13 protein-coding genes and 1 pseudogene are annotated in these 25,618 nt (G+C 47.4%); 2 read left to right on the forward strand and 12 right to left on the reverse strand.

The annotated features are described in order from the left end of the window. The 3 genes from PT964_RS24660 to PT964_RS24670 all read right to left on the reverse strand — a co-directional run. Nucleotides 1–1,108 (reverse strand): ABC transporter ATP-binding protein (locus tag PT964_RS24660; RefSeq protein WP_274366040.1); only part of this gene is annotated, 1,108 nt, incomplete at its 3' end. A gap of 422 nt (nt 1,109–1,530) precedes the next feature. After that, the gene (locus tag PT964_RS24665) at nt 1,531–1,881 is read right to left on the reverse strand and encodes a DUF2178 domain-containing protein (protein ID WP_274366029.1); all 351 of its coding nucleotides are present in this window, start codon (nt 1,879–1,881) and stop codon (nt 1,531–1,533) included. Beyond that, nucleotides 1,871–2,110 (reverse strand): helix-turn-helix transcriptional regulator, encoded by a 240-nt coding sequence (locus tag PT964_RS24670; protein WP_274366030.1) that lies wholly within the window; start codon nt 2,108–2,110, stop codon nt 1,871–1,873. Before PT964_RS24670 ends, PT964_RS24665 begins: the two co-directional genes overlap by 11 nt. Before the next feature lie 344 nt (nt 2,111–2,454). On the opposite strand from PT964_RS24670, the gene PT964_RS24675 reads away from it, so the two are divergent. Beyond that, nucleotides 2,455–2,811 (forward strand): hypothetical protein, encoded by a 357-nt coding sequence (locus tag PT964_RS24675; protein ID WP_274366031.1) that lies wholly within the window; start codon nt 2,455–2,457, stop codon nt 2,809–2,811. Nucleotides 2,812–3,173: 362 nt separating this feature from the next. Here PT964_RS24675 and PT964_RS24680 read toward each other — a convergent pair whose 3' ends face one another. From PT964_RS24680 to PT964_RS24715, 8 genes are all read right to left on the reverse strand, one after another. Then, a complete protein-coding gene (locus tag PT964_RS24680; RefSeq protein ID WP_274366032.1) occupies nt 3,174–10,862 on the reverse strand; it encodes an S-layer homology domain-containing protein in 7,689 nt (2,562 codons plus the stop codon). Nucleotides 10,863–10,937: 75 nt separating this feature from the next. Further along, nucleotides 10,938–16,106, reverse strand: coding sequence for a hypothetical protein (locus tag PT964_RS24685; RefSeq protein WP_274366033.1), 5,169 nt, complete (start codon nt 16,104–16,106; stop codon nt 10,938–10,940). Beyond that, entirely contained in the window at nt 16,103–16,786 is a 684-nt protein-coding gene (locus PT964_RS24690) for a S1 family peptidase (protein WP_274366034.1), read from the reverse strand. Before PT964_RS24690 ends, PT964_RS24685 begins: the two co-directional genes overlap by 4 nt. 666 nt (nt 16,787–17,452) lie before the next feature. Next, nucleotides 17,453–18,022, reverse strand: a complete 570-nt coding sequence (locus PT964_RS24695; protein WP_274366035.1) for an SF0329 family protein — start codon at nt 18,020–18,022, stop codon at nt 17,453–17,455. 448 nt (nt 18,023–18,470) lie between these two features. Beyond that, nucleotides 18,471–18,629 carry a hypothetical protein gene (locus PT964_RS24700; protein ID WP_274366036.1) on the reverse strand — a complete coding sequence of 53 codons (159 nt, stop codon included), beginning with the start codon at nt 18,627–18,629 and terminating at the stop codon, nt 18,471–18,473. Nucleotides 18,630–18,954: 325 nt separating this feature from the next. After that, entirely contained in the window at nt 18,955–21,213 is a 2,259-nt protein-coding gene (gshAB, locus tag PT964_RS24705) for a bifunctional glutamate--cysteine ligase GshA/glutathione synthetase GshB (RefSeq protein WP_425262797.1), read from the reverse strand. Nucleotides 21,214–21,319: 106 nt separating this feature from the next. Further along, a complete protein-coding gene (fghA, locus tag PT964_RS24710) occupies nt 21,320–22,153 on the reverse strand; it encodes an S-formylglutathione hydrolase (protein ID WP_274366037.1) in 834 nt (277 codons plus the stop codon). A gap of 4 nt (nt 22,154–22,157) precedes the next feature. Further along, on the reverse strand, nt 22,158–23,273 hold the full coding sequence (locus tag PT964_RS24715; protein WP_274366038.1) for an S-(hydroxymethyl)glutathione dehydrogenase/class III alcohol dehydrogenase: 1,116 nt from the start codon (nt 23,271–23,273) through the stop codon (nt 22,158–22,160). A 124-nt stretch (nt 23,274–23,397) separates the two neighbouring features. On the opposite strand from PT964_RS24715, the gene PT964_RS24720 reads away from it, so the two are divergent. Continuing rightward, complete coding sequence (locus tag PT964_RS24720; protein ID WP_274366039.1) at nt 23,398–23,745, forward strand: winged helix-turn-helix transcriptional regulator; 348 nt, start codon at nt 23,398–23,400, stop codon at nt 23,743–23,745. Nucleotides 23,746–23,972: 227 nt separating this feature from the next. On the opposite strand, the pseudogene PT964_RS24725 reads toward PT964_RS24720, so the two are convergent. Then, nucleotides 23,973–25,039, reverse strand: a pseudogene (locus PT964_RS24725) (ABC transporter ATP-binding protein); the annotation flags it as partial. Nucleotides 25,040–25,618 lie beyond the last annotated feature (579 nt).

Here is a 25,618-nt window from a genome sequence, read left to right on the forward strand (position 1 = left end):
CTCCGGATGGCCCGACTAATGCTGTCGTCTCACCCGCATGCAGCTTGAATGAAATATTTTGCAAAATCAAATCATCATTCGTATAGCTAAAATTCACATTCTTAAATTCGATATCCCCATGCAAATAAGCAACTTCAATCGCATTCGGTTTTTCCTTAATCTCCGGCTCTTGTGCGAGCAGGTCTTGAAATCTCTTAAAGCCAGCCATTCCCTTCGGATACAGCTCCAACAGCGCGCTGATTTTATCGATCGGCTTAATTAAGACGTTCGTAAACAGGACAAAACTAACAAGCCCGCCGTACGATAGCTTTCCATTAAAGGTTAACCAAGCTCCGACAACAAGGATGAGAAGTGTAAGAAGCCTTGTCGTAATATGCATGCTGGAGAGCGCTCCAGCCATCACTTTATACGCTTGGAGCTTTGCCTTTCTAAACAATCCATTCTGTTTATAAAACCGCTCAATTTCAAATTGTTCATTCGTAAACGACTGAACGACCCGAACACCGGACACACTGTTCTCTACCCTGCTATTTACATCCGCGATCCTGCTGTACATGTTTTTCCAAGCAGCATTCATCCTCTTATTGCTGTACGTAACGATAACGATCAGAAAAGGAACGAATATTAGCGAAATCAAGGCAAGTGGTGCGTTAATATGGAACATAATCGCAAAAGCACCAATAAAGGTCATGCATGCAATGAAGAAATCTTCCGGGCCATGGTGGGCGAATTCCCCGATATCAAATAAGTCGTTCGTAATTCGGCTCATCAAATTCCCAGTCTCATTATTATCGTAGAAACGAAAAGATTGTTTCTGGTAATGGGTAAACAATTCCTGTCTCATATCGGTTTCTATGTTGATCCCAAGCTTGTGCCCTAAATAGTTGACGATAAAATTCAATATTGTGCTCAAAATATAGACTAACAGCAATAAAATACTCACTGTAATAATCATATTCCAATCATTGGTGGGAAGCAGCTGATCTATGAACCATTGCACCGCCAGCGGGAATGCCAGTTCCAGCACGGCTACGATAACAGCACTGGAAAAATCAATAATAAACAGCCGCCTATGCGGCCTGTAAAAGGAAAAAAACTTTAATAACATGTGCATCTGTTTCCCCACCCCGTGCTTGTTGATAAATTTCCTTTTATCTAATTATAAATTTAAATATTGATATTAGCCATTATGGTCTGAATGAAGTCGTACTCCTTTGGGCGCCAAACCAAATTTCCAGAGGAAATGCGTCCGGTTGATGATCGTCTTCTACAATGAGAATCCTGTACATAAGTCCTCCCTCAATAACTTTAAACAATAATAATCACGCTGTACCATTCATTACTGTTATGATAAATAAAAAAAACGGCATCCTTGCCGTTTCATCCCTTGATAAGGTGAAGAGCGGGGGACTTACCACCCACCCTTAATTCTATTACGAAAAATCAGTTGAGCAAGGTCTATAACAATACACATTCGAGCCATACGATCAATCATTCCTCGCCACACTTCTCTCTGAGCGGGCTTGATTCTTATGAAAAATCCTTTTTATATTGGATGGCCAGATAAATTCCACCAACTAGAAATGCTAGCGCATATTTGAACAAGAAAAAAATGTTCCACATATATTCTTTCGGGAAAATCATGTCACATAGAAGAATTGCCCACAACACACAGTAAGCACTTTTCAAAGAGATATTATTTGTCCTTTCATCTGCTGGCCCCATCTTCTTATGAAATACATAAACAAAAATTATACTACCAATAAGCAGTAACCCACCAACTCCAAGGAGAATATTCCAATTTCCCGCAGATTGTTCAGCCCAGGACTTTAATGGAGAAAAAATTGCGTTATGGATATCTGAGAAAAACTTACTCATCATTTTGATCATTTCCTTTCACATAAGTAAAAATATCGTTTACATCAACATTAAAAAATTCGGCAATTCGAAAAGCTAACAGCAGAGTCGGTACATAATTTCCTTTTTCCATTACGAAGATGGTTTGTTTGGAAACCCCGACTTGTTCTGCTAATTCTTGTTGAGACATTCTGGCAAGTACACGATATTCATACACCTTATTTGATATCGAATCACCAAAATCTTTCTTCAATGACCATCACCTCTTGAATCAAATTATAAACTAATTATTTATAAAAGTAAAGTAAACTTATATAAAAACATATAATGGATTTATATATGATTAAATTACTTTAATTTAAAAAGAGCCAGAATGTAGAAAGACCTGACGCAAATGCCGGCTAATAATGATATTTTGGGCATTTATAAAACAAACGAGCAGAGTGAAATATTACGGGATTTGAAGTATACAGCACTTGAAATGCGGCATCTTTTAGAAACGTATTTTTTATAATTTAAAGGACTAAGGTGCTACAATAGAAGATTTCCGGAACCACAGTTATGCTTTGCGCATGTTCAACATAAGGAGCTGATTTTATGAATTTGGTTTTCATTGACGAACGCCATGCCGATACATTCCGGGAGCTGCGCGCGAAACTTCACGATCCGACGCACGAATACTGGCTGCCGGTCATCTATCTCGCCTCGTCCGCGGAGCCGCTCCAGCACAAAATGTCACCGTACATCCGTTTCGACGAGCGTTCTTTCTACGGACACGATATGCTGGACGGTGCGGAGTTTTCCAAAGAAGAAACCGTACTTGCCACGCTGGCGGTTCATCTGTTCAACAATACGAAGAAGTTCGACGTTAGCCAATTGTCCTTGCTCCCGAAAAAACTTGTGCCCGTCGCGCTGTCGGCGATCGCGTTGCGCTATCAAGCTGCGGACCTATAATTTCGGCATCAAAAAATAGCGAAGCCTCGGGCTTTCGCTATTTTTCATCATTGCTTTCCAGTTTTAGAAATACCGATTTCTTCGATTTTTGATTCTGCGAAATAGCACGTAAACGGATCCGATACAAACAAAAGAGATGAATAAACCAGCGACTACGCCGTTTTGTACGAGCCAGCTGTCCCCTTCAAGTGAAAATCGAAAGCCAATGACATTGCCGCCTGCAACCCATCCGTGGAAATCGCAGCCGTTCCCTGCAATTTCTATAGGTATATGCAATAAACAAAACAATAGAAAAACAGCGGCAGACATGGACGAAAAGTTAACCTTGACTGCCGCTGTTTTTATGATCCCTCGTCCATAATTTAGTTGATAAAGTTCGCTTTCTGCAACAGCCTGCGGATCGCAACCGCGATCTCTGCTCTCGTCATGTTGGCCTTGGGGGCTAGCAGATCGACTTTCTGGCCGGCGATAATGCCCGATTTGACGGTCCAAGCGATGCCTTCCTTCGCCCATGCCGATGCTTGGGCGGAATCCTTGAAGCTGCTAAGCAGACGCTTCATCTCGGCCTCGTCCGGCGCGGAATCCAGTCCAGCCAGCTTCATCGCCTTCGCGATAATGACCATCGCTTGCTCGCGGGTTGTCTTGTCCATCGGACCGAAGCGTCCGTTGCCGTAGCCGCTGATCAGCCCATACTGGCTGGCCGTATGCACGGCGTCGTAATACCAGTCGTTGACGGATACGTCGCTAAAGGCCGAACGCTCTTGCTTCACCGTCCCTAGTCCCAGCGCTTTCACCAGAATGGCGGCAAATTCTGCGCGCGTCATGTCGGAAGAAGGCTTGAAGCTTCCGCTGCCGTCGCCGGACACAATCATTCGCGAAGCCAAATCATTGATCGCATCGGATGCCCAATGCTTGGCCGTATCCTTGAACGTACGGGAATTGCTGATCAGCGCATACACACTGTTGGTTATGCTGTTGATCTGTGCATAATACCTGCCCTCCCGCACCTTCACGCTAGTCGGCACGTGCCGCACCGTACCGTCCAGCTCGATGACGACCGCCGTTGTAACGCCCGTCTCGGTTACGCCATCAGGAAGCGGAATTTCTCTGCGCACGAAGGATGCGAGCTGTCGTATGTCTTCCGTCCTGCCGCCCGCGTTTGCCGTAATCGAGAAGTCGGCAGGCTCTCCGATTACTTTCGCGCCTTCTTTTTTCCCAAATTGCTCCGCCAGCTTCATATAAAGTTCCGACGGCTTCGCCACCTTGATCGTCAATTGGATATCCTTCATGCTGCTTCCGGCAAATTGCTTGCTCAACCCAGCCAAGTCAATGGCATTCGGCGAGAGAATATATTTGCCGACATCCGTCTCGATTTCAAGCGTAACGTCCTTATCTTGCATAAGCTTAACCAACTCAGCGTCTAATTGGAAGTCAAGCGTGTCGATGGCGCCCTTCATCTGGAGCGATAGCGTCAGATGTCCATTGCCGATCGCTTCAAGCAGCTTGTCCCGCTCCGGCTTGACCACTACTTTGTAGGCATCGTTGCTTGACTCGATATCGGCCAGAAGAAGGCCTTCCGTCAGAACCCCATCAAGTATCAACAGGACCTGCACATCCTTGCCCGGCCCGGGGGCGATCGCAACGCCTCCGGCGGTGATCGTTCCCTTCGGCGCTCCCGGCGAGTACGAGTAAGTATACTCGTTCGCTCTGATCGGCGACGAGGCCGCCAAAGTAAGCTTCGGCTCATCCTTCGTTCGCTTGGCGACAACGATCAGATTGCCATCTTTAGCAGGGATGGTCCCATTGCTCGGCAAGCTTTTCCACGATGTAATATCTTGATCGAATAGCGGGATCGTCGCCCGCTGCCCATCGGTATAGACTTTGTAAGCCAGCTCGCTGCCGGCCATATTACCATCATGTCCGGACGACTGGATGATCACGCGCGTTTCTCCCTTATTGCCTGTGCCAGCCGTCCTCGCTTTAATAACCCCCATCGAGGTCGGGACGGATTGTCCCTGGGATGGCGCGATGCCGACCACGTCATAGCCGCTCAACTGCAGCCCTTCCCAAGCCTCGTAATCGCCCCGGATAAGCACGCTGCCTTCCCTGCGTCCCGTCAGCATCCCGTCGTCCGTCAGATTTACGTTGGAATCGCCCTTTTCCACGCTGAATACCAGCTTCGAACTGTCTGCCGTCTCTTCGCTGCCGTCCGTGTACTGCACAATCGCTTTAATCGCGACGGGGGCGCCGCCGGTTACGATCTCGTCCGGAACGACGAGCGTCAGTTTCTTCGGCAGCTTCAGATCGTCGTTGATTACCTCCGTTACCGCGCTGTTGGCATTGCCCGCGTAATCGATCGCCTCAAAGCGGATTTTCATTTTTCTGGCCGCGGTGGAAACCGGAACATTCTGCTCAAAATGACCTTTCGCATCCGGCTTGATGGAAGCCATCTCCGCACCCGTGTCGGCGTTCGTCACCGTAACGGTCGCATCGGTATTGGTCGTCCCTTTGAGCGCGATCTTGCCTCCGCTAATTCTGAAACCGCCGTCCGGAGCGTCCAAATAAATCATCGGCGCAGTCGTATCGACCGTTAAATAAAGTATGGATATCGAGTAGTCTCCCGTATTCACATTGCGCGCCCGCAGCTGCACCGCATAAGTGCCGTCGGTGTTGAAGTTTTTCAAGACAAGCTTGCCGCTTCTGCCGCTGCCCGAGAGATTAACGCTGCCAAGCACGACGTCATCCGCTATGGCTTCGACGACAACGCCCGGCTGATTCGCAGCCACCTCGATTTGCTGCGTCGTCTCCTTGACCGTCAGATCGTATCGGTTGTCATGAAGCGCGTTGCCGTTAATGGAGAGGACGGGCTTGGACGGTACAGGGAGCAGCTTGCTTTCGGAATAGATGGTTTCCGCGAACCGCATATTCTGACTGGCCCCATCTTCCTCGGTCGGGATTCTAACCGTCGCGATGCCGACGCTGTACCTTTTGCCGGTCTCAAGACCCGTATAGCGGTCCTGTACGTTCTCCATCACGATGCTGCCCCGCTCATCGCGCACCATATTGCCATGGTCGTCAATCTTCGGCTTGCCGACTAGGCTCCAGCCGCCGATGTTCAGTCGGTACTCTCCATCCTTCAAGACGCTCTTCAATTGCTCCTCGGTATACATCACCTCTCCGAACGGCTCATAGAGATTGCCTTTGTCATCCTTCGCCGTAATCAGGTAGCCATATTGCGCGTTCTCCTGACCGCTCTTATGAGCCACGGGCGTGAAAATAACCTCGAACTGGCCGTTGCCTGCCGCCTTTAGCGAGACGGCGCTCACTTCCGAAGGCGCGAGCGGATCGATGATTCTGAACGTCTCGGCAGACGACTTGACGGAGAAGGCCATCTCCGTCTTCAGTTCCGTCCGCAAATAGTAGTCTCCTTGCGGCAGCAGCCCGCGAATGTCTGCCCCGCCCAGGCCGCTTACCTGCGCCGCATCGATAGCCAACTCGCCCGAAGCGGTGCCGTCGGCCGCGATGTCTTCCGCCTTGATCGCGATGTCCTTGGCGATTAACAGACCGGGATCGATCTCCTGATCGGGATCCGGCACATCCGATACTTTATCCCTGGATAGAAACAGGCTGACAGCATCTCCCGGCGTTGCATTTTTAACTGTCCATTTCGCCGTAAACTTGTCCTGGTCCGAGCCTTGTTCGATGGAAGCTCCGGTCAACGCAGGTTGAACCGGTAAATTCATCAGCTTGGTGCGAATCTGCTGATCCGAAGTCAACGTCCAGCTGCCGGTTTTCGCTTCGCTCTCCGGCACGGCGATATAAATTTTCCGCACGTCGGTGGACGCAAGCGCTTCCTGCTTGGTAACCTTCGTGCCGTCGCTTTTCGGATCGCCTTCCTTGGCCGCCTTGATAATCTGTTCGAAGGCTGTCGCATTACTATCCGTAATATTCCCGATCACGATGTCGTAGACACTGCCATCCGATCTGGTCATGGTCAGCTTCGGACGCTTGGTATCGTAGTATTCCACCTCGATCAATGCGTCCCCCGTCACCTTGTTCATCGGAATAGCGTGAACCTTTGCGCCGTTGGAAGCAGCAATGCCTCCTATGCCCAAATTTTGCGACCCGTCGTCGATTAATGCAACGCCTTCGCTGATCGCCCGATAAGTGATCTCTTGCTTCTCCGTCTCCTCGTTCTCCCACGAAGTGGCCAGCACATCGATGCCGTTACCGATCGCCATCACCCGAGGTCCCAGTTCCGGATCCTGAACGAGCAAGTACACGAGCGCATCTTTGTCGGCTGCATTGCCGTCCGTGCCGAACTCAATGCCTCCGCCCCAATAATAGGTGATCCCTACGGTTACGAACAGCACGGAAATGCCAGCCCACACCTTGTCGTTATTGGCGCCGGCATGAACGCCGAACCCGATTCCGCCGACAATCGGCACGCCGCTCGGCACCTGAATCCGCCCGTTGATCATCCCCTCGAAGTCCGTGCGATGCTTCTCCAGGTTTTCCCCGATAAACAGGCTCGTTTTACCGACGATTATACCCCAGCCTCCGATATCGATGGTCGCTCTGGCCGACAGGAACATCGGGCTGACCCATTGCATCTGAATCAGCGCTTCCGTAAGCAGCTTGATGGCTTCGTCATCCTCGCCTAAATTCAGCGATCCGACCACTTTAATACCGGTCATCTTAAGCGAAAGATCGACCGCGCCGGTTAACACGGCGGGCTTGATGCCCATCTTCATGTCGATGCCCGCTTCCAGCGTAAGCGGAACTCTGCCGTCTCCTCCGGCAATCGTATCGGCCAACTCGCGTAACGCGCCGCGCAGGCTAGTAATATAGGTGGCCGGCCCCACCGAGACGCCCGGGTCGGGCAGATCGCTTCCGAACGCGATGACATCCGGCAGAATGCGGCCGTCCGCAACCTGCTTGAAGGCAAGCTCCGCCTGAATTGCCATGACATGCTCGATTTTTGCGTTAAATTTGATTCCGTAATAATTTTGAACGTCGTATTCCTTCGGATTTGTATAGTGCGTAATGTTGATCTCGCCGCCGATGTCTTTCTTATTGTTCTTATTGTCCTTATTGTCCGATTTAAGCAATCCCAGCGCTTTGCCCAGCTCGAACTTAAGCGAAGCGTCAATGCCGACGAAGCCTTCTTCGTTGAACATGACATTCTTCACTTCGCCGTCGATAATGACCATCTTCACGAATCCTCCGAAGGATACGCCGTTATGTCTCAGTACATAATCGTTCAACTGCAGCCCGAAGCCTTGAATGGAAAAGCTTGGGGAGGCAAACAGCGAGTGCTGATTGAAGTAAACATAAGACACCAGCAGGTCGCGATAAGGATTCTGCGCGTCTCCGATCAAGCCGTTCGCCCAGCCCAGACTGCCATTCAGCGTGTTGTCCTCCGGATTTCTCGCTTTTTCCCATTCCTGCTGTTCCGTCGACAGCTTAGACCCGGTTCCGAGGGTTTTGTCGAATCCATTGTAGAAATCAACCGTCCATTCTCCCTTGTAGAAAACGAAGCCGCTGTTGGCGATGCTGAGCGTTCCTTCTCCTGACGCGAACAACGTGTTAAGGAAAGGCGTTCTCGTATTCGCGCTAATCCGGGAAGCAAGCGGAAACTCGCCGACGGGAAAGCTCAAATCTTTGCCTCTGTAGGCGACGCTGCGGTTGATAATGGCAGGCTCCGGATCGGTGGACACCGTGTATTGGGCATTGGCGCCCGTGCCGGATTGCACGATATTGCCGCGTACTTCAAGCACGATCTCCTGATTGTCATCCTGCTTCTTCAGCTGGCTCGCGAACGCTTCGAACTCCGCTTCCGATTCAAATGCCCGCACGCCGTACACCGGCACGGCTGCAGCATCGATCGCCCGATCCAGGCGTAGCTCCGGAGTTACGGCTCTGGCCGCTTTCGCGATCGCCTGCCCAGCGTCGCTCAGGATCGCCCTGTCTTGAGCTTTGCGGGCGATGAAGTCCGCATCGCTTAATCCGCCGTATGACTCGGGCAGCGCTTCCGCGAACCGCTGTCTGTCGCCGCTGCCGCTCTGCGTCAGATCGAGCACCGCCTTGTACACCGCCAATACGCTTGCCTTACGAACGCGGGCTTCCACGTTCTGCGTCACTTGGAACGTCCCGTTCGTCTCGAAGCTTAGCGCTTCCGCAATGTCCGGGTTCGACTTATCTTTGAAGTCTATGGCTACGGCGTATTCCCCGAGCGGCAATGCTTTGCCGTCCACGGTCTCAAGTGTCTGGCCGTAATTGTCTACTTTGTCGCCGCCGCGAAATACGATGCGCATATCGCCTGCGAAGCCGTTACCGAGCGGCTGCGTCGTCACCGAGTCCGACACGGGAACTTTGTAGCGCTCTCCGCTTGCCACGTTCTTTAAATAAAGATCGAAGTTGGCGGCGGCTCCCGTCTCCTTGCTGCCCGGTTCGTACGCCGAAATATTGGATAAGTTCAAGGATATATATTTGTCATCCTTATCGTATGCCTCGTCAGGAGTCATGCTGTACAGAATCGTCGGCCGCAGTTCTCCTACAGGCGGAAGAAATACGAAATTCGCTTTCGAAGATTCATAGATCGCCCGAATTTCGGCTTCCTGCTCTTGACCGGCATCTTCAAGCTTGCTCTGCAGCTTCTCTTCGGTCTCAGGGCTTCTTACCGTCAACATATATTGTCTTGTCGTCGGCCAAGGCTTCCCGTCGGCCTTCACTCTCCACTTCGCCGAGATGATCTCTCCCGGCTTGTACGGAATGACCTCTACGCCTTTCGCCGCTTCTTCGGGCGGGATATCCTTGCGGAAGTCCAGCGTTTGCGTAGAGCCCATCTCATGTCCCGACTCGTCCACGAACCTCAGCCCGTTCTCAAGACTGAGCGTAACCGTAATTTTGCTGTGCTCCATATCGTACATAGCCAAATTTTCGATTTCCGCATGAATCTCGAAAATTCCGTCATTCACGTAGCCGGTTTCCGCTTTGTTCGTCTCCAGCTTCTGCACCGGATCCAGGAACCGCACGTCGAACACTTTGTCCGGCTCCACGATCTCGCCCAAGCCGTATACGACTTCGTAAGTATTGCTTGCCCCGGCCGCGATCGAATCCGGATACCAATAGTAGGCAACCGCCGTATCGGCTGTCCCGTACGCATTCGTGTTCTGCGTATAATCCAGATTTTCGTTCGGCTCGTAATTCCACTTCGTGCTGGCCAGTCCGCTCCAATGGCCGACGATCATCTCGTCGACGATGTTGATTCCGCCTTCGAAAATATTATTGAAGCCGTAGGCGATCACATTGGTTGCCAGCGGATTGCCGGGATCCAGTCTGTCTCTCATGACCCAGTAAGCCGGCAGCTTGTGCAGGTTATAAGCTTGCTCGTCCGTCGCTTTGTCGTATCCCAGCGTCTCCGGCTCGTGAACGAGCTTCCTTTCTACGGCGAGCGGCTGCAAATAGTTCTGGCCAATCTGGAAAGCCGGACCGTCGTTGCCGCCGACCGAAGTGTCGAGCAGCACTCTTGCGCCGACCTCGACGGTCGATTTCGTCTTGTTGTCGACCTGGTACGCAATGCGCACGTTGCCCGCGTTCTCCAGATCGTCGTTCGGGAGCAGCGTAATAATCTGGCTGATCCTTATTCCCTTAATCGTCCATACGGTAATCATGCTTTCCGTTCCGTTATTGTTCCGGACGACCGCCGGGTCAGACACTTCCGAGAACCAGTCGGGCGCCAGCTTATACGGATTGCCGAAAATAAAGTCGGTTCCATCGATTCTGAATGTCGTAAAGGAAGTTTCCGGATTGTCGCCTTCGAAAATCAGATCTACGTTGCCGTCCTTTTTCCGAATCGGCTGGCCGTCTACCGTGCGAACGCCAAATCTGCCGCTCGCATTATCGACTGTAACCTTTATATATTCGTTTTGGATCGAGGTTGTTTTAGACGCGCCCACGGTGCTTGCAATCGAATGCAATGGCAGGCTTGTCAGCAGCAGAATGGCAACCAGAAAAGCCGCGATTCCCCTTAATACCGTTCTATTCATGTATTCTGTTGCTCCTTTAGCTCAGTCTCCGTTTCCCGAAGAAATTGCGGGCTACGGTCCATCAAGCGCAGCATATTAATTGGATCTGCTTACGAGCAGCGTAGAATAAATCCGTTCCCGCTCCTGGTTTCTGACGATAATCGTATACCAGCCGGCCTTCGGCAGCGTTACCGTGAAGCTGCCTTCCATCAGCTGCTCATACGTCAGCTTCGTGGCGATATATTTCATCTCGCCTTCCCGAACAATTCCAGGGTAATAGAGCAGGTCGAAGGAGCCTTCTTCATTCTCCATTTTGCTTGTACCGTTGTTTACCTTCATCATCTTGTAGTTCTGGACATTGAAGGTAACCGTCGTGCTGTTCACGATCGCCGTATCCGATACCGCTTCGGAGAGCGGAACGCCGTTGGCCGTAATGAACATGCCGTCTGCAGGCGTCACATAGACGAGCTGTGTCGCGAAGCTTTCGTTCCCGACCTGATCCCTGGCGATATACTTCACGGTATGTCTGCCTTCGCGCGTCAGATCGAGATCACGATCCATATAGCTGCCGTTCTCCAGCACCTGTTCCACGACTCTCACGGTAATGTCCTCCGCTGCGGACAAATTGTCCGACACCTCGTAACCGCCCAGGTCGACTGCAAAATCAAAGTTCGCTTTGTTCTGGAAGACAGATACCGACGCCTTGCCCAGCTTGATCTCCGGCGGCGTGTTATCCAGTCCGTCAACGACAAAGGATTGGACGGATCGATTGCCAAGTCTGTCCATTAACGTCAGAGAAGCCCGCATATTAACGTCGTAATCGCCTTTGAAAGAGTCGACCGGCTTGCCGCCGATGGATACGGTGTTCTCGGGAATGGCCGACGGCTCCAGCTCGAAGCTAACCCTCATCTTGCCTTTCGAATACACTTTGCCGCCGATCGTGACCAGGCTGTTGTTCGACAGCGGGTTGCCTGCCGAATCTATGCGCTCCATCACGATCCGCTTCACCTTCGGCAGATCGCTTGCAAGCGTTGTGATCTGGCTGGACTCTACCTTCGCGCTGTTGCCCGCGGCGTCCACAATCGTAAAAAAGGCTTTGCCGTTGTTTCTCAGAACGACGGAAGATTGTGTGCTGCCTGCGCTGTTGCCGGCAACCCGATAATCCTGAGACGCTCCGGCTTTCGGTCTCAATTCGGCCACGACAAGGTTGGACGCGACCACATTGTCCGCCGTCGGCATCGCATAGTGCTTCAGCTCTCCTTGCGCATCATAGCCGTCACCGGAGCTGTTCACGACGACCAATTGTCCCTCGTACCTTATCAGCGCGCTCACATCGCTATGATTGTAGTGGAGCTCCACATCAGCTTCCGGCGGCGTGTTGATAATGTTTTCCACATGTGCGTCAACCGTGCCGGTAAAACCGACCGCATCCTCGTACTCGAAGGTAAAATCCCCGTTTTCCGTAAACGTCTTGGAAGACTTCGATAGATTGGTAATGCGGATCGGCTTACTCGATTGCAGGCTGGCGACGACGGTTCCCGAAGTTTTCGCGATCGTGGAATACTTGACGGAAACGACCGGCTCCTTATCATCAAAGTTGGACACGACGATAAACACGTTAGCCGATTTGCCGCCGTCTTCAACGGTAAAGGAGTAGCTGCCGTTCCGGTACACCCGGTACCGCTTGCCGCTCTCCACCGTCTCCGGCATCTCAGGATTGGCATCGTTAGCCGTGATCGTCTTGCCGTCGGTCTGATCGAACAAGATGTCCAGCCCGTTGTTCTGACCGCCTTCCGTTGTTCTTGCCCCGCCCCGGACTGGATCGATCTGGTCCAGCGACGCGAGCGCGTATGCCGGCGCATGCTGAATCGCTACGCTCGGCGAATAAATCTCGCTGATGTTGTTGTAATACCCCTTTAATTTCACTTGAATGGTATCCTTCAGCGAGTTGGTGTCATTGGTATCAACCGGCACGCCCACATAATTGGTAAATGGACGCCAGGTGCTCCAATTGTCGCCTCCGTTCGAGGATACCGAGTAGAAGTAGCCCTCCTGGGACGGCACATCTACTTCCAGCTTCAATATGGCGGTATAACCGTCAGCGGCATTACCCGATGTATGAATCAGATCGGCGCTGCCGACTGGCGGATCCTGACTGAGCAGGAACGTCGCGAACACGCCTCTTGTGTTGTAGACTTTTCCGTTTCCAAGGCTGTCCTTGGCATAGACGTACAGACGGTAAGTGCCGTTCTCGTCCTTGCTGTCGACGGACAGCTTGATCTCGCCGCTCGCAGGTGCTTGCCGCCAGCCTTCAGAGTCTTTATCGGGGGCTTGTTCGGCTTGTCCTTCCGTTACTTTGATCCACTGATATTGAATATTCTCTTTGGCGACCCCGGCAAAATCGACGAGCGAATCTTCCACCGCGATCATGACGCTCTGTTCGGCCATCGGGTACAAATATCCTTGGCTGCTGAAGGTGACCGTCGGCGGCAGATGATCGAATTTGTATTCCTTATAGTAATAGTAATAACGATTCATATTTTTCTGCTTTACTTTGATATGCGCATAGACCGTTCCGTTCTTCGTCTGATCGGCCGATAGCTTGTACCGAAGAGCTTCTTCCCCGTTCAATTTCGTTTGTTCCGGCGCTTGCTCGAACGGAGCCCAACCTGCCTCCGGCCGCGCCGAGGAATCCGCATATTGATATTCGATCGTATCGATCGGAACGCCGGCGATCGTAAATTCGGGACCCGTATTGATCGCGTAACCGTCTTCGGGATCGCTTTGGAACTTCGTGAAAATGACAATGACATCCACCTCGAGCAGCTTGGCAGTCGTTGCGTTGCCGGCGATATCCGTCGCCTTGGCATACAGCTCGTATTTGCCGCCCTTGTCGATCGCCGGATTGTTCAGCGTGGACACGCTGGCATTGCCTTGCTCGTTAAGCGGTGTTTCGAGCCATGCAGCCGCATTCGGCTGCTCGCCCGGCTTGACGAATTGATATTGAATTTTCCCGTCCTTAATGGACGAAGTCGGATCGGAGGCTGCGATCGTTATCTTGACGTTGTCAGTCATATTGTCGGCGACGTCTCCCGCCTCGACGACAGGCGCGTCATTGTCGAGTTTAAGCACGGCCCGATGATACGACCAATTGGAATCATCCTTGCTGAAGTCGCTCAGCGGCCATTGCTGCAAATTGTCGTATTCGCCCAGACCGGGCATAATATTTTGCCTGAAATTCGTCTCGATCTCCGCAGGCGTTGCGTCAGGGTGCTGCACCAGATAGTCGGCCCTCTGTGCGCTGCCCTTCTCATACTGCATTAACTGTCTAGCCGAGTCCCAGGTCATGTCGGCCGTCCAAGTGTGCAAGTACCAGGTTTCGTTCGTCCCTGCGGCTTCCGGCGGCAGGGTAATCGTGACGCCGTTCTCGGCTACGCCCAATACGACATCCTCGTAGCCGGAAGCGTACAGATCCTCCGACGGCTGTTTTTGCGTCAGCGAATACCGCTTGACGGCCGCGTAATGATCATTCTTGACGGCGAACGGATCTTCCGGAGATTTGCTGAGCCAATAATAGACCAGACCGGAGCCCGCGCCGGGCCGGAACAGGCCTTTGCTTGGCTGCCCGTTCAGATCCGGATCGTACGCGTTGATCGTAATGGATCCGTTATTCACATGCTGGCCTGCCGGCACTTCGACTTCGTGTTCGTTCCTGTACACGTAATTGACTTCAGGCGCCGTGTTGTCGATAGACAAGCCTGCCCAGGCGATAGACTTGACGGATTCGGCCAAATAATTGTGCGCGTAATCCCAAAGCGCCTTGCCGTCCCCCGGATCGCTTGCGTGCTCCAGCGCCGATGTATTCAGCAGAGCGGTCTCGACCTCCCTGCCTCCCGGCACGGTTGCTTGGAAGGTCCAAGTGTCCGTATTGGAGCCGCTCGCGTAAGACGCTGTCATTCCGTTGCTGAAGGTCAGCCGGGTGTCCTCGGTAGGAGATTTGGAGCTGATCAGCTTTTTGCTCACATTGACGTTGAAGGTGACCGTGTTGCCTTTGTTCAAGACGAGTCCGGTCAGAATGTTCGGCTGTACGCCGTTCTTCACCGCGGAGTATGTCGGCGGACGCGCATCGATAAACGTCCGGTAAGTACCGGAGGGGTTGCCGTTGTTCGCGAAAGGCGATGTTCCGATACTGCCGACAGTCTGCAAGGGATTGCCCGCGCCGTCTATAAACCCCGCATCGTTGATGCGCTGCAGTAGCGTCGGGCGATCCGGGTCGGATGGCGCAGTCAGCCGCAGCGGATCGAGCGGCGCGTTGCCCGTGCTGTCGTTCGCGGACGTCTTAAATTTCAAATTAAATGTCGAGCGGGAATGGTTCGTCAAATTCAACGCCCCGGAAGCAAAACTATTAAACCCGGCATCTGCGCTAGCCAAATAATAGGTTGACGGATCGTAGCCGTCTCCGCCGGGGTTGGTAAACAGTTCCGTCCGCATGAAGCTGTACATGTCGTCAATCCGATCGGACGCATCGATCGCCATCGAGGGAAATACCGGCTCGCTGAAATTCAGCGCCACGTTCATCATATTGTCTTGCTTTAGGAACAGCTCGTCCTTCATGACATCAGGATCATCGTTGAAGCGGACGGCGCCGTCCGTCGTGAACGTGTTGCCTTGATAGACGGGAGGGTCGATATCCGCGAAGTAGAGTTGGATATTATTCAGCTCGCCGGAAGATATAGGGTGTACGATTGAAATCGTGATCGTATCCGTCGTTCCGAAGCTGATCCAACCCGAATTGGCCGATCCTCCGGTTTCAAAGCTAGTGCTATACTTCGAAGCTCCGTTTACGGAAACGCCGACGATAGCCACCCAACCGTTGACCAACTTTCCGGTCTTCAGCATAAACCTTGCGGTTCCTCCTTGTGCTAGCCTTTTGAGCTCCGGATTCTGACTAACGTTGATCGTTCCGGTAAATTCGTTTGCGTGAAAAGTTTTAAACGTCATGCTGTCAAGTGTCCACGCAATATCCGTGGCATCAACCGACGTTCCGGCTGCGCGACTTTTGAACATACCGAAATTGTTGGCCACGTCTTTGGAAAAGCTGTTGTTCCAGCTGGTCATATCCCCGCGGTTGACGATTTTCCCGCCGCGAGTCACGTACACATCCGTATATAATGTTGCCGCACTGGCGACCGGGATTGACAACCATCCGGTAAGCTGAAGCAGCATCGCGAAAACCGTGATCGCTGCAATGATTTTTCTGGTCACTTGCCTTCCTCCTTCAGCAAATCTTTGCGAATGTCTGCAACTGATACGCATAGATGAATATTGTCCATCGTCCGGAAGGAGCCGGAGATTAGTCCGGCTACTTTGCCGTATCGATCGAACAGAGGCCCTCCCGACATCCCGCTCGCCACCTGGGCGGAAGTCAACAGCCTGTTCACGCCGTTCACCTTGGCCGCGGGAGCGTTCACGATGCCTTCGGAAATCATCTTGGTCCCTTTGAGCGGATACCCCATCGCGAATGCGCGCTGTCCGTGGCGAGCTTCGTCAGACGCCAATTCCAGGCCTTTTCTTCCGCCGGCCTGAATGGACAGCACGGCAGCGTCCAGGTCCTGATCGGCCGCCGTCACCGTTATGCCTCGAACGCTCTTGCCATCGTCGAACACCGCTTCGTACGAAGCGCCGTCCGCAATGACATGATAGGCGGTCAGCGCCTTGCCTCCCCGAATCAAGAATCCGGTTCCCACCGTCTTTAGCGTCCCGTCTTCCTTATAAACCTTCAAATAAAACACAGAATCCGCATCCGCTTGATAGATTTGTTCCGCGGTCAATTCAGGCAATGCCGAGGCTTCGGCGCCAATAACCGCTCTTCCCGTTATGGCGATAACCGCCGCCAACGTCAGAAGCATGCAGATTCTGAACAACATCGTTCCTGTTTTTCTCAAACCGACGCCTCCCCCGATTTACCGCAGAAGCTAAGTGTTGTCACGTTATCTCCTCTTCCTTTTTGGGAATGGTTTACATGAAGACAAAGTATGACAAGATTCTACAACATCGCTATAAACGAATCATAAACATGCAAATCCGCCTCTCGCAGACCTGCGCATGGTTATGATTTGTCATAAGAAAAAGCCGCGGAATCCCATGGACCCCCGCGGCTCTCTTTTGCCCGGCGCTAGCGCGTCATTTTCCTGACATACTCTATTGGTGCTACTGTACTGAACTGGGGAATTTATGGAGCATCAGTGGATTGGCAACAAAATAGCTCGTCTCCAGCAGAACAATATATCAAATTGGCTTTATCCTTTATTGCTCCGGGAGAATTGAGTATGGAGAGTTGAATAAGAAGAAGTTGAGTTCTTAAACTCGACTGGACAAGATTGAGGCTTAGCTTATATTTTCGTTAAAGTGTTAGCAGAACCCTCTTTGTTGGCTTGGCAAAGAGGGTTCTGCTACTTTCTATTAAATACATTGTCGAGCCGTACTGTCACATCTCATCTATTCTTTGCGAACCATCAATATTACGCACTCCACATGGCTTGTGTAGTAGTCGCAGACAAATTGATGTAGTGGTGTTTACCTTAAATTCGCCAAATACTTTATCAGAATTTTCATAGCGCACTAAGCCGTAGTTCATAAAAATACTGGACAATTGGATGCTTTAACATTATCTTCTCGGACATGTTTAAAATTCGCTTTTTTCCAATTCGTCTGTCTATCAAAGCTAGAATATTCAATAAGATATCATGGCTCTCTATGCTTTCCTCTATAGAAATGGATAAAAACTTAGTAGCTACAACGATAAAATTTGATTTACTTAATGATGACTGAGCCGAAAAAAGCTCCCTTGCATATTCTGCCTTTTTTCTACTGCTTGCAATTACTTTCAGACGATCCTCCGGAACGATTCCCTTCGTATCTTTTCTGACAGCTTCAATTTCTTCATTGTTGATAGGAATTTGGATTGTTAAATCATTCTTAATTTCCAGCTCCGTCTGATACCATCTGATTAAGTTAGTTGAATCACTCATATTGAGTACGTTCTTTTTATCTACTGCAATATAACAGAGCCCCGATCTATCTGGTAAATAACGATAGCCGGTAGCACGGTATTCGACTCTTCCAACTAACGAAGGACTGAGAAAGCTCTCCAGCTGTTGTTTCAATTTGCTCCAGGCCATGTATTCCTCCTTGTTCTATGTTAATAACTACCTGTTGTGGCAGTCGTACAAAACAGACTTTGCAAAGTAATCTATAATTCAATTATCCTTGTGGCAACATTTTCCATAAAAGTTCTGTCATGCTCCAACTCCACAAAGATAATGGTCGGCTGATATGTGGACAATAGATCATTATCCGATTACTTCTCCGCAATTCTCCTGTGTGCGGTATATCCTCTCCACACAATAGTTTTATCAGGCTCGACTTACCACAACCATTTTACCTTTAAGAGCAATTCTATCTCCTTGGTAAATTTTAAAATTCGCCTTATCATAAATTATTCTGTCACCATAGGACCTCGCTATTTGGTCAATCTTTAATCCCTGTTGCTTCATCCGTTGAATGGAGAAGTACATATGCTACCTCTCTAAGCGTCACATACTCTTCCTCACCCTATTGATGGTTGTCTTACCTAGATGATAAGGGGGGGGCGAGTATAAAAGCTTTGATTTCTTCTTCTGGCATGGATGAATCGCATTTCACATTTACTATGTCACCATTAGTAAAGATGATACCAGGAACCGTTGGAATGTCATATTCATTACGGAATGCCGTAATATCTTCCATATCAGATTCTTCCACGCTATTGACATAATAGATATGAGTATCCGTTTCTTCTGCAACTTTTTTAGTTTTTTAACGAATTTCTGACAATAAGGACATACAGCCTTACCAATATAGATAACGGCTTCACCTTCCCCTTTTACCAATTCCTGTGCTTTTGAGGAATCAATTTTTTCAAAAGTAGCTACATTTTCTTCATAAGTAATAATCATCGCTCAATCTCCTAACTTTAATGTCGTTATTATACAACACACATATTTTAACCCCGTCCCTAATCAGGACAGGGTTATGCATGTTTGGGATTTGAACAGTAAAGATAGTGGTACCCCTAATTTGACTGACTTTGTAATAGCTCAGGGAATAAATAATGTATGATATGCATAGTTAAACGTCGAGACTCTCCTTGGTATGGATAGATATGCATATACATGGATGGATTAAAGTTTGCTTCAATGATTCCATAAGCATTTTTATTCGTAGCAGGAACATTTGTATCCTCAATAATCAAATCGATCCCACAAATTTCAGCTCCAAGTGCAGCTACTGCATCCACCGCTATTTTTTTATAATCATCAGGAATTTGATCTGTTACATCAATTGAGTCTCCACCTGTACTAATATTAGAGTTTTCACGCAGATAGATGATTTCATCCTTTTTTGGAATCGAATCGACTTGATATCCTTGACCTTTAAGCATAAGTTTCTCCAATTCACCTAACTGGATACTTTCTAAAGGTGTCCGATGGCCGTTTCCTCTTAATGGATCACGATTCTTTTGCATGACTAACTCTTGGATTGTATGTTTACCGTCACCTTTAACATTCGCAGGTATTCGTAATAAAACAGCATAAACTTGATCATTCAACACAAAAAATCGATATTCTGTTCCTTTAATAAATTCTTCTATTAATATAGAATTGTCTTCTTTAAATGCTAGGGTGATTGCCTTTTGATAATCTTCATAATTTGCGCTTTCTTTGAAGATCGATATTCCTAATCCATAGTTTGTTGTTTTCGGCTTCACAACAAAAGGTTTGGTGGAAAAGTGATCATAGGAACGTAAAGCCTGTTCAATCGTCTGAAACTCCTCACCCTTAGGCACTCGGAATCCATGCTGGTGAAGGATTTTCTTTGTTACTGTTTTATTTTCCATAATTAAAGTGGATACATAATTATCTTTGCTTGTCATGTTTCCATTTTTCACATATTCAACATGGTCTTTTAATTTCAGCTTCAAAAATTGATCTTGTCGATCCAATATTTCTACTTGGATTCCTTGTTGAATCGCATCAAACATTAAAATCTGAGTGGACAACTCCATATCAGTAAATCCTGCCAATTGATAAGGCTTATCCCATGATTTTTTATAATTTTCTTTAGCAATCGACGCAGCCACTTGAACTTGACAGCTTTTTTCACTTTCTTTATATAATCTTCCAGCTAAAGTCTTGCCTGGGTCCATTAGCATTTCTCTCAGATGAACAAATAACGTATCTGAAATAGGCAGGTCTAAGATTTGCACCAATTGTTCCATCTCATCAATCATATTTTCAGCATCTTTTTCGAATTTTGTATGTTCTAACGGATGCTCAAGAGCCACTACATCATTGAAGGAATCCCCCGTTTTTACCCACTCATCGCAATTTCCTCCTTCATCTTTCCATAGTAAATAAAGTAAGAAAAGATGGAGGAATTGTGCTTGCTCATAACCGATGCCATACGGTTCAAACGGATTTAAATCGATATTGCGTAATTCAATATACTTAATACCATGATCCGCTAGTTCTGAAACTTGTTTTCCGCCTCTTAAACGGACAGGTGAATAAAATTCTTTTTCTTTTGATAGAAGCCCTTTTTGAACCATTGAAGAAAGATCTGATAGATAGTTCTGTATACTGCTGTATGAGACTTGAACATCATCCGAATTGGTGTAGCCATATTTACTGCTTCGAATGCTTCTTACAGGGTCATGCAAAGAATCTTCCTTAAAAAAATTCTTTTCACTACTAGGAGAAGCTCCATAAAAATAAGTGAATAACCATCGATAATGTAAATAGTTTCTTGTGGCTTTTAGATAAATCTCTGTTTTAAAATCTCGATAATCTTTAATATCCGATTGAGCGTTAAATAACGCCTGAATGAACTCACCGCCAAATTCAAAGTTAAAATGAACACCACAAAGCATTTGTTTACGACGGCCATAAGAATCAGATAAATATTGACGATATTGAACATCTTCAACACTTTTCAATTTTGCAATCACGATATTTTCTTCTTTTTCCGGTAACCCTGGCGGCATACTTAAAGGCCAAAGCATTTCATTCTTACCCATTGAACGATAAGCAACATCATGGATCGCTGCTAAGTAATTAAACAGTTCCTCTAATGTTTCCGTAACAGGTGTGATGATTTCCATCTGTAATTCTGAAAAATCCCGCTGAATATACGGATGATCATCTCGCTCCGAAATACTTTTAGGATGATCCGTTTTAGCTAAATCTCCGGATAAGTCAACTCGTTTACTTTCTTTTTCAATTCCATAACGGGCTTTGAATAAGTATGGTTTCACACGGTCATTGACTAACATGTTTTTAAAATCTATTTTAACGGTAACTCCCAATCAGCCCACCCCATCTGCAGTTATCAAAAATATCCACATTCAATTACAATGTGGATATTTTTCGTAAAAAGAATTATCTTAAGTACTCCATATGAAAAGCGAAATGTTCCTCTAAGAAAGTAGAAATAAAGAAATAGCTGTGATCATATCCTTCAACCTTGTTATAGTTAACTACACCATTATTTTCCTGAGCATTCTTTAAAAAATAAGTTTCATCTAATTGTTCAGGATAAAAAGAATCCTCAGTTCCTTGCGTGATAAGAATAGGCGGCATGCCGGGTTCTTTGATCAATTCTGAAGCATCCCATTCTTTCCAAGACGTTTGATCTTCACCTAAATAAGTGGAGAACGCTTTTATTCCCCATGGGACTCTACTTGGACTTGATATAGGAGAAAAGGCAGAAATCGCTTTGAATCTCTCGGCATTTTTCATGCCAATCACTAAAGCGCCATGACCTCCCATGGAGTGGCCCATTATACTTTGTTCACTTGAAAAATGAGGTACCAAAGTTGACGCAATCGCTGTTAATTCATCCACTATATACGTATACATGTTATAGTGCTTTGCCCACGGTTCTTGAGTAGCATTTAGATAAAAACCTGCCCCTTGCCCAAGATCCCATGCTTCATCATCAGCAACTCCCTCTCCCCGTGGTGAAGTATCTGGAATCATGACTGCTACTTGATATTTTTCAGCCAATCTTTGGAATCCACTTTTTTGACTAAAATTATCATCTGTACAAGTTAAGCCTGATAGCCACCAAATAAGAGGGATTTTTTTCTCTTCTTTATTTGATGGTAAGTAGATACTAAATGTCATATCACATTGTAAGACTTCTGAATAATGGCGGTACTTACATTGTTCTCCCCCGAAAGTGCGATGCTTTTCAATAAGTGTAAGACTCACTTTCTCACTCTCCGTATGTTAACATCGTACGGATTGACTCACCCTTATGAAGCAAATCAAATGCCATATTGATGTCTGTAAAGTTTAAGTGGTGTGTGATAAACGAATCGATATCGATTTTACCATTCATATAATCTTCAACCATTCCTGGAAGCTGCGTTCTTCCTTTCACGCCGCCAAAGGCGGAACCACGCCATACTCGACCCGTTACTAATTGGAATGGACGAGTATGAATCTCTTTACCTGCGCCCGCTACGCCGATAATCGTACTTTCACCCCAACCTTTATGACAACATTCAAGAGCAGACCTCATTACTTCAACATTTCCAATACATTCGAAGCTATAATCTACTCCTCCATCCGTCATTTCAACAATGACTTCTTGGATTGGTTTATCAAATTTATTAGGGTTTAGAAAATCAGTTGCACCCATTTTTTTAGCTAATTCAAACTTATCCTCATTTAAATCTATAGCAATAATTCGACTTGCTTTTGCTTGAACCAATCCTTGAATAGCGGCTAATCCAATGGCTCCTAAACCAAATACGGCCGTCACAGCTCCTTCTTCCACTTTTGCTGTGTTGTGTACAGCGCCAATACCTGTAGTCACACCGCATCCAAATAGACCAACTTTATCAAGCGGCGCTTCTTTATCAATTTTTGCTAAAGAGATTTCAGGAACGACTGTATATTCACTGAATGTACTTGTTCCCATGTAATGATAAATAGGCTCTCCATTATAAGAGAAACGAGTTGTTCCGTCAGGCATTAAACCTTTACCTTGAGTTTCTCGTACAGCACTGCATAAGTTAGTTTTACCGGAACGACAGAATTTACATTCTCCACATTCAGCCGTGTATAGTGGAATAACATGGTCCCCTGGTTTTACTAAAGTAACTTCATCGCCTACAGCAACAACAACTCCAGCTCCTTCATGGCCTAGTACAGCGGGAAACACGCCTTCCGGATCATCACCTGATAAGGTAAAAGCATCTGTATGACAGACGGAGGTATACATAATTTTTACTAATACCTCTTTTGCTTTTGGTTCTTCTACATCTATTTCTACAATTTGAAGTGGCTCTCCCGGCTTAAATGCAACAGCAGCTCTACTTTTCAATTGAATCCCTTCTTTCTTTTGTTTTCTAATTTACTTTCCCATAATCACATATTATAATTAAACAGACAATACTGACGTTTTTGTCACTATAAACAAAATGTCAATAGAAAGAGACGGTAAATATATGGTCATTCATTATAAAGAAAAAACTTTTTTCACTAGCAAAGATTTGGCTTTATCCGTTATAGGCGGACGTTGGAAAATAGCGATTATATGGTGTTTGCTCCAACAGTCTCCATTAAGGTTAAGTGAAATACAAACATACCTTTCCGATGTCAATCAACGTATGTTAATTAGACAATTAAGGGAATTAGAAGAAGATCAAATCATTACTAGAGTTGTATACCCGGTTGTACCTCCTAAAGTAGAGTATCAACTTAGTGAAATTGGTTTACTCCTAGAACCGGTTGTAAATTCCATCTGTGCTTGGGGAGATAATTTTAGAGGATTTTTAGAAAAGGATTCTAATTGAACTCGATGAGTAAGTCATAAAGAATGAGCTTTAACTCTAGAGATGTTGCACCGTTTAGTGAATTGAAGTTCTAGAAGACGGGATTCCGCTCCAAACAACTGAAAGAAGCAGGCTGTCCCTTATCGGGAGCCTGCTTCTTCTTTTAGCATATTTACATAATCGGTTCACTCTTAGGGAAGCACAGATGCGCTTGCACCGAAGGGTTATATGACCTGCACAGAAGAAAATCATCTAAACTGCAGTTGATGCAATTTCGCTAGAATACCATTCTCTTCGATGAGAGAATCATAGGTGCCTTCTTCTTCAATCCCGTTCTTCGTTACTACCATAACACGATCCGCATCCATGATCGTTGCAAGACGATGTGCAATCACTATCTGTCCGGTTTTTCGCAAGTTCCGCAAGGGAGGCTTGAATGATTTTCTCCGTTTCGATATCTAACGCCGATGCCTCATCCAAAATTAATATTGGCGGATTTTTAAGAACATGCGTGCAATCGACAGCCTCTGCTTCTGCCCGCCGGACAGCTTCAATCCACGCTCTCCTATTTGCGTATCCAAGCCTTCCGGCAATTCATTAACGAAATCCTCCAAATGCGCCCGCCTCAAAGCTTCCCGAATTTCGCTCTCCGATGCGCCTTTCTTTCCATAAGCAATATTTTCCCGAATCGTTCCCGTGAACAGAAAGACGTCTTGCTGCACGATGCCAATCTGTTCCCGCAACGAACGCAAAGTCATGTCCCGCACATCGATGCCGTCAATCGTAATCGACCCGCCGTTCACATCATAAAATCTTGGAATCAAAGAACTGATTGTCGTCTTTCCTGCTCCGGATGGCCCGACTAATGCTGTCGTCTCACCCGCATGCAGCTGGAATGAAATATTTTGCAAAATCAAATCATCATTCGTATAGCTAAAGTTCACATTCTTAAATTCGATATCCCATGCAAATAAGGAACTTCAATCGCATTCGGTTTTTCCTTAATCTCCGGCTCTTGTGCGAGCAGGTCTTGAAATCTCTTAAAGCCGGCCTTTCCCTTCGGATACAGCTCCAACAGCGCACTGATTTTATCGATCGGCTTAATTAAGACGTTCGTAAACAGGACAAAACTAACAAGCCCGCCGTACGATAGCTTTCCATTAAAGGTTAACCAAGCTCCGACAACAAGGATGAGAAGTGTAAGAAGCCTTGTCGTAATATGCATGCCGGAGAGCGCTCCAGCCATCACTTTATACGCCTGGAGCTTTGCCTTTCTAAACAATCCATTCTGTTTATAAAACCGCTTAATTTCATAACATGTGCATCTATTTCCCTACCCCGTGCTTGTTGATGAATTTCCTTTTATCTAATTATAAATTTAAATATTCTTATTAGCCATTATGGTTTGAATTAATTCGTTTTCCTCGGGCACGTCTGACATTATATTGACTTAAGCTTACAAATTACAGCAGAAGCCATTAAACGTCATGTGAAGATGGTGCCGACCGTATTCATTAACGGCAAAGAGTTCCAATATTCTGATGAAATTAATGCAAGCGGGTTGAAAAAGGAAGTTGAACAGGCATTGGTTTAAAAGTTCGTCTTCGTTAGATTTATGATAACAAAAGACCAGAGTGAAGCAAAAAAACCNCAAAGAGTTCCAATATTCTGATGAAATTAATGCAAGCGGGTTGAAAAAGGAAGTTGAACAGGCATTGGTTTAAAAGTTCGTCTTCGTTAGATTTATGATAACAAAAGACCAGAGTGAAGCAAAAAAACCGAAACGGTTTTAGTTTCGGGGGTTTGAACGTTGGTGACTTTATTCAAGATTTTTTTGAGCAACACCCAGCTGTAGCCGTCAAGTAAAATTGAACACTTTTTGCTGATTAATTTT

The sequence above is a fragment of the Paenibacillus thermotolerans genome (assembly GCF_028745515.1).
Taxonomy (GTDB): domain Bacteria; phylum Bacillota; class Bacilli; order Paenibacillales; family YIM-B00363; genus Paenibacillus_AE; species Paenibacillus_AE thermotolerans.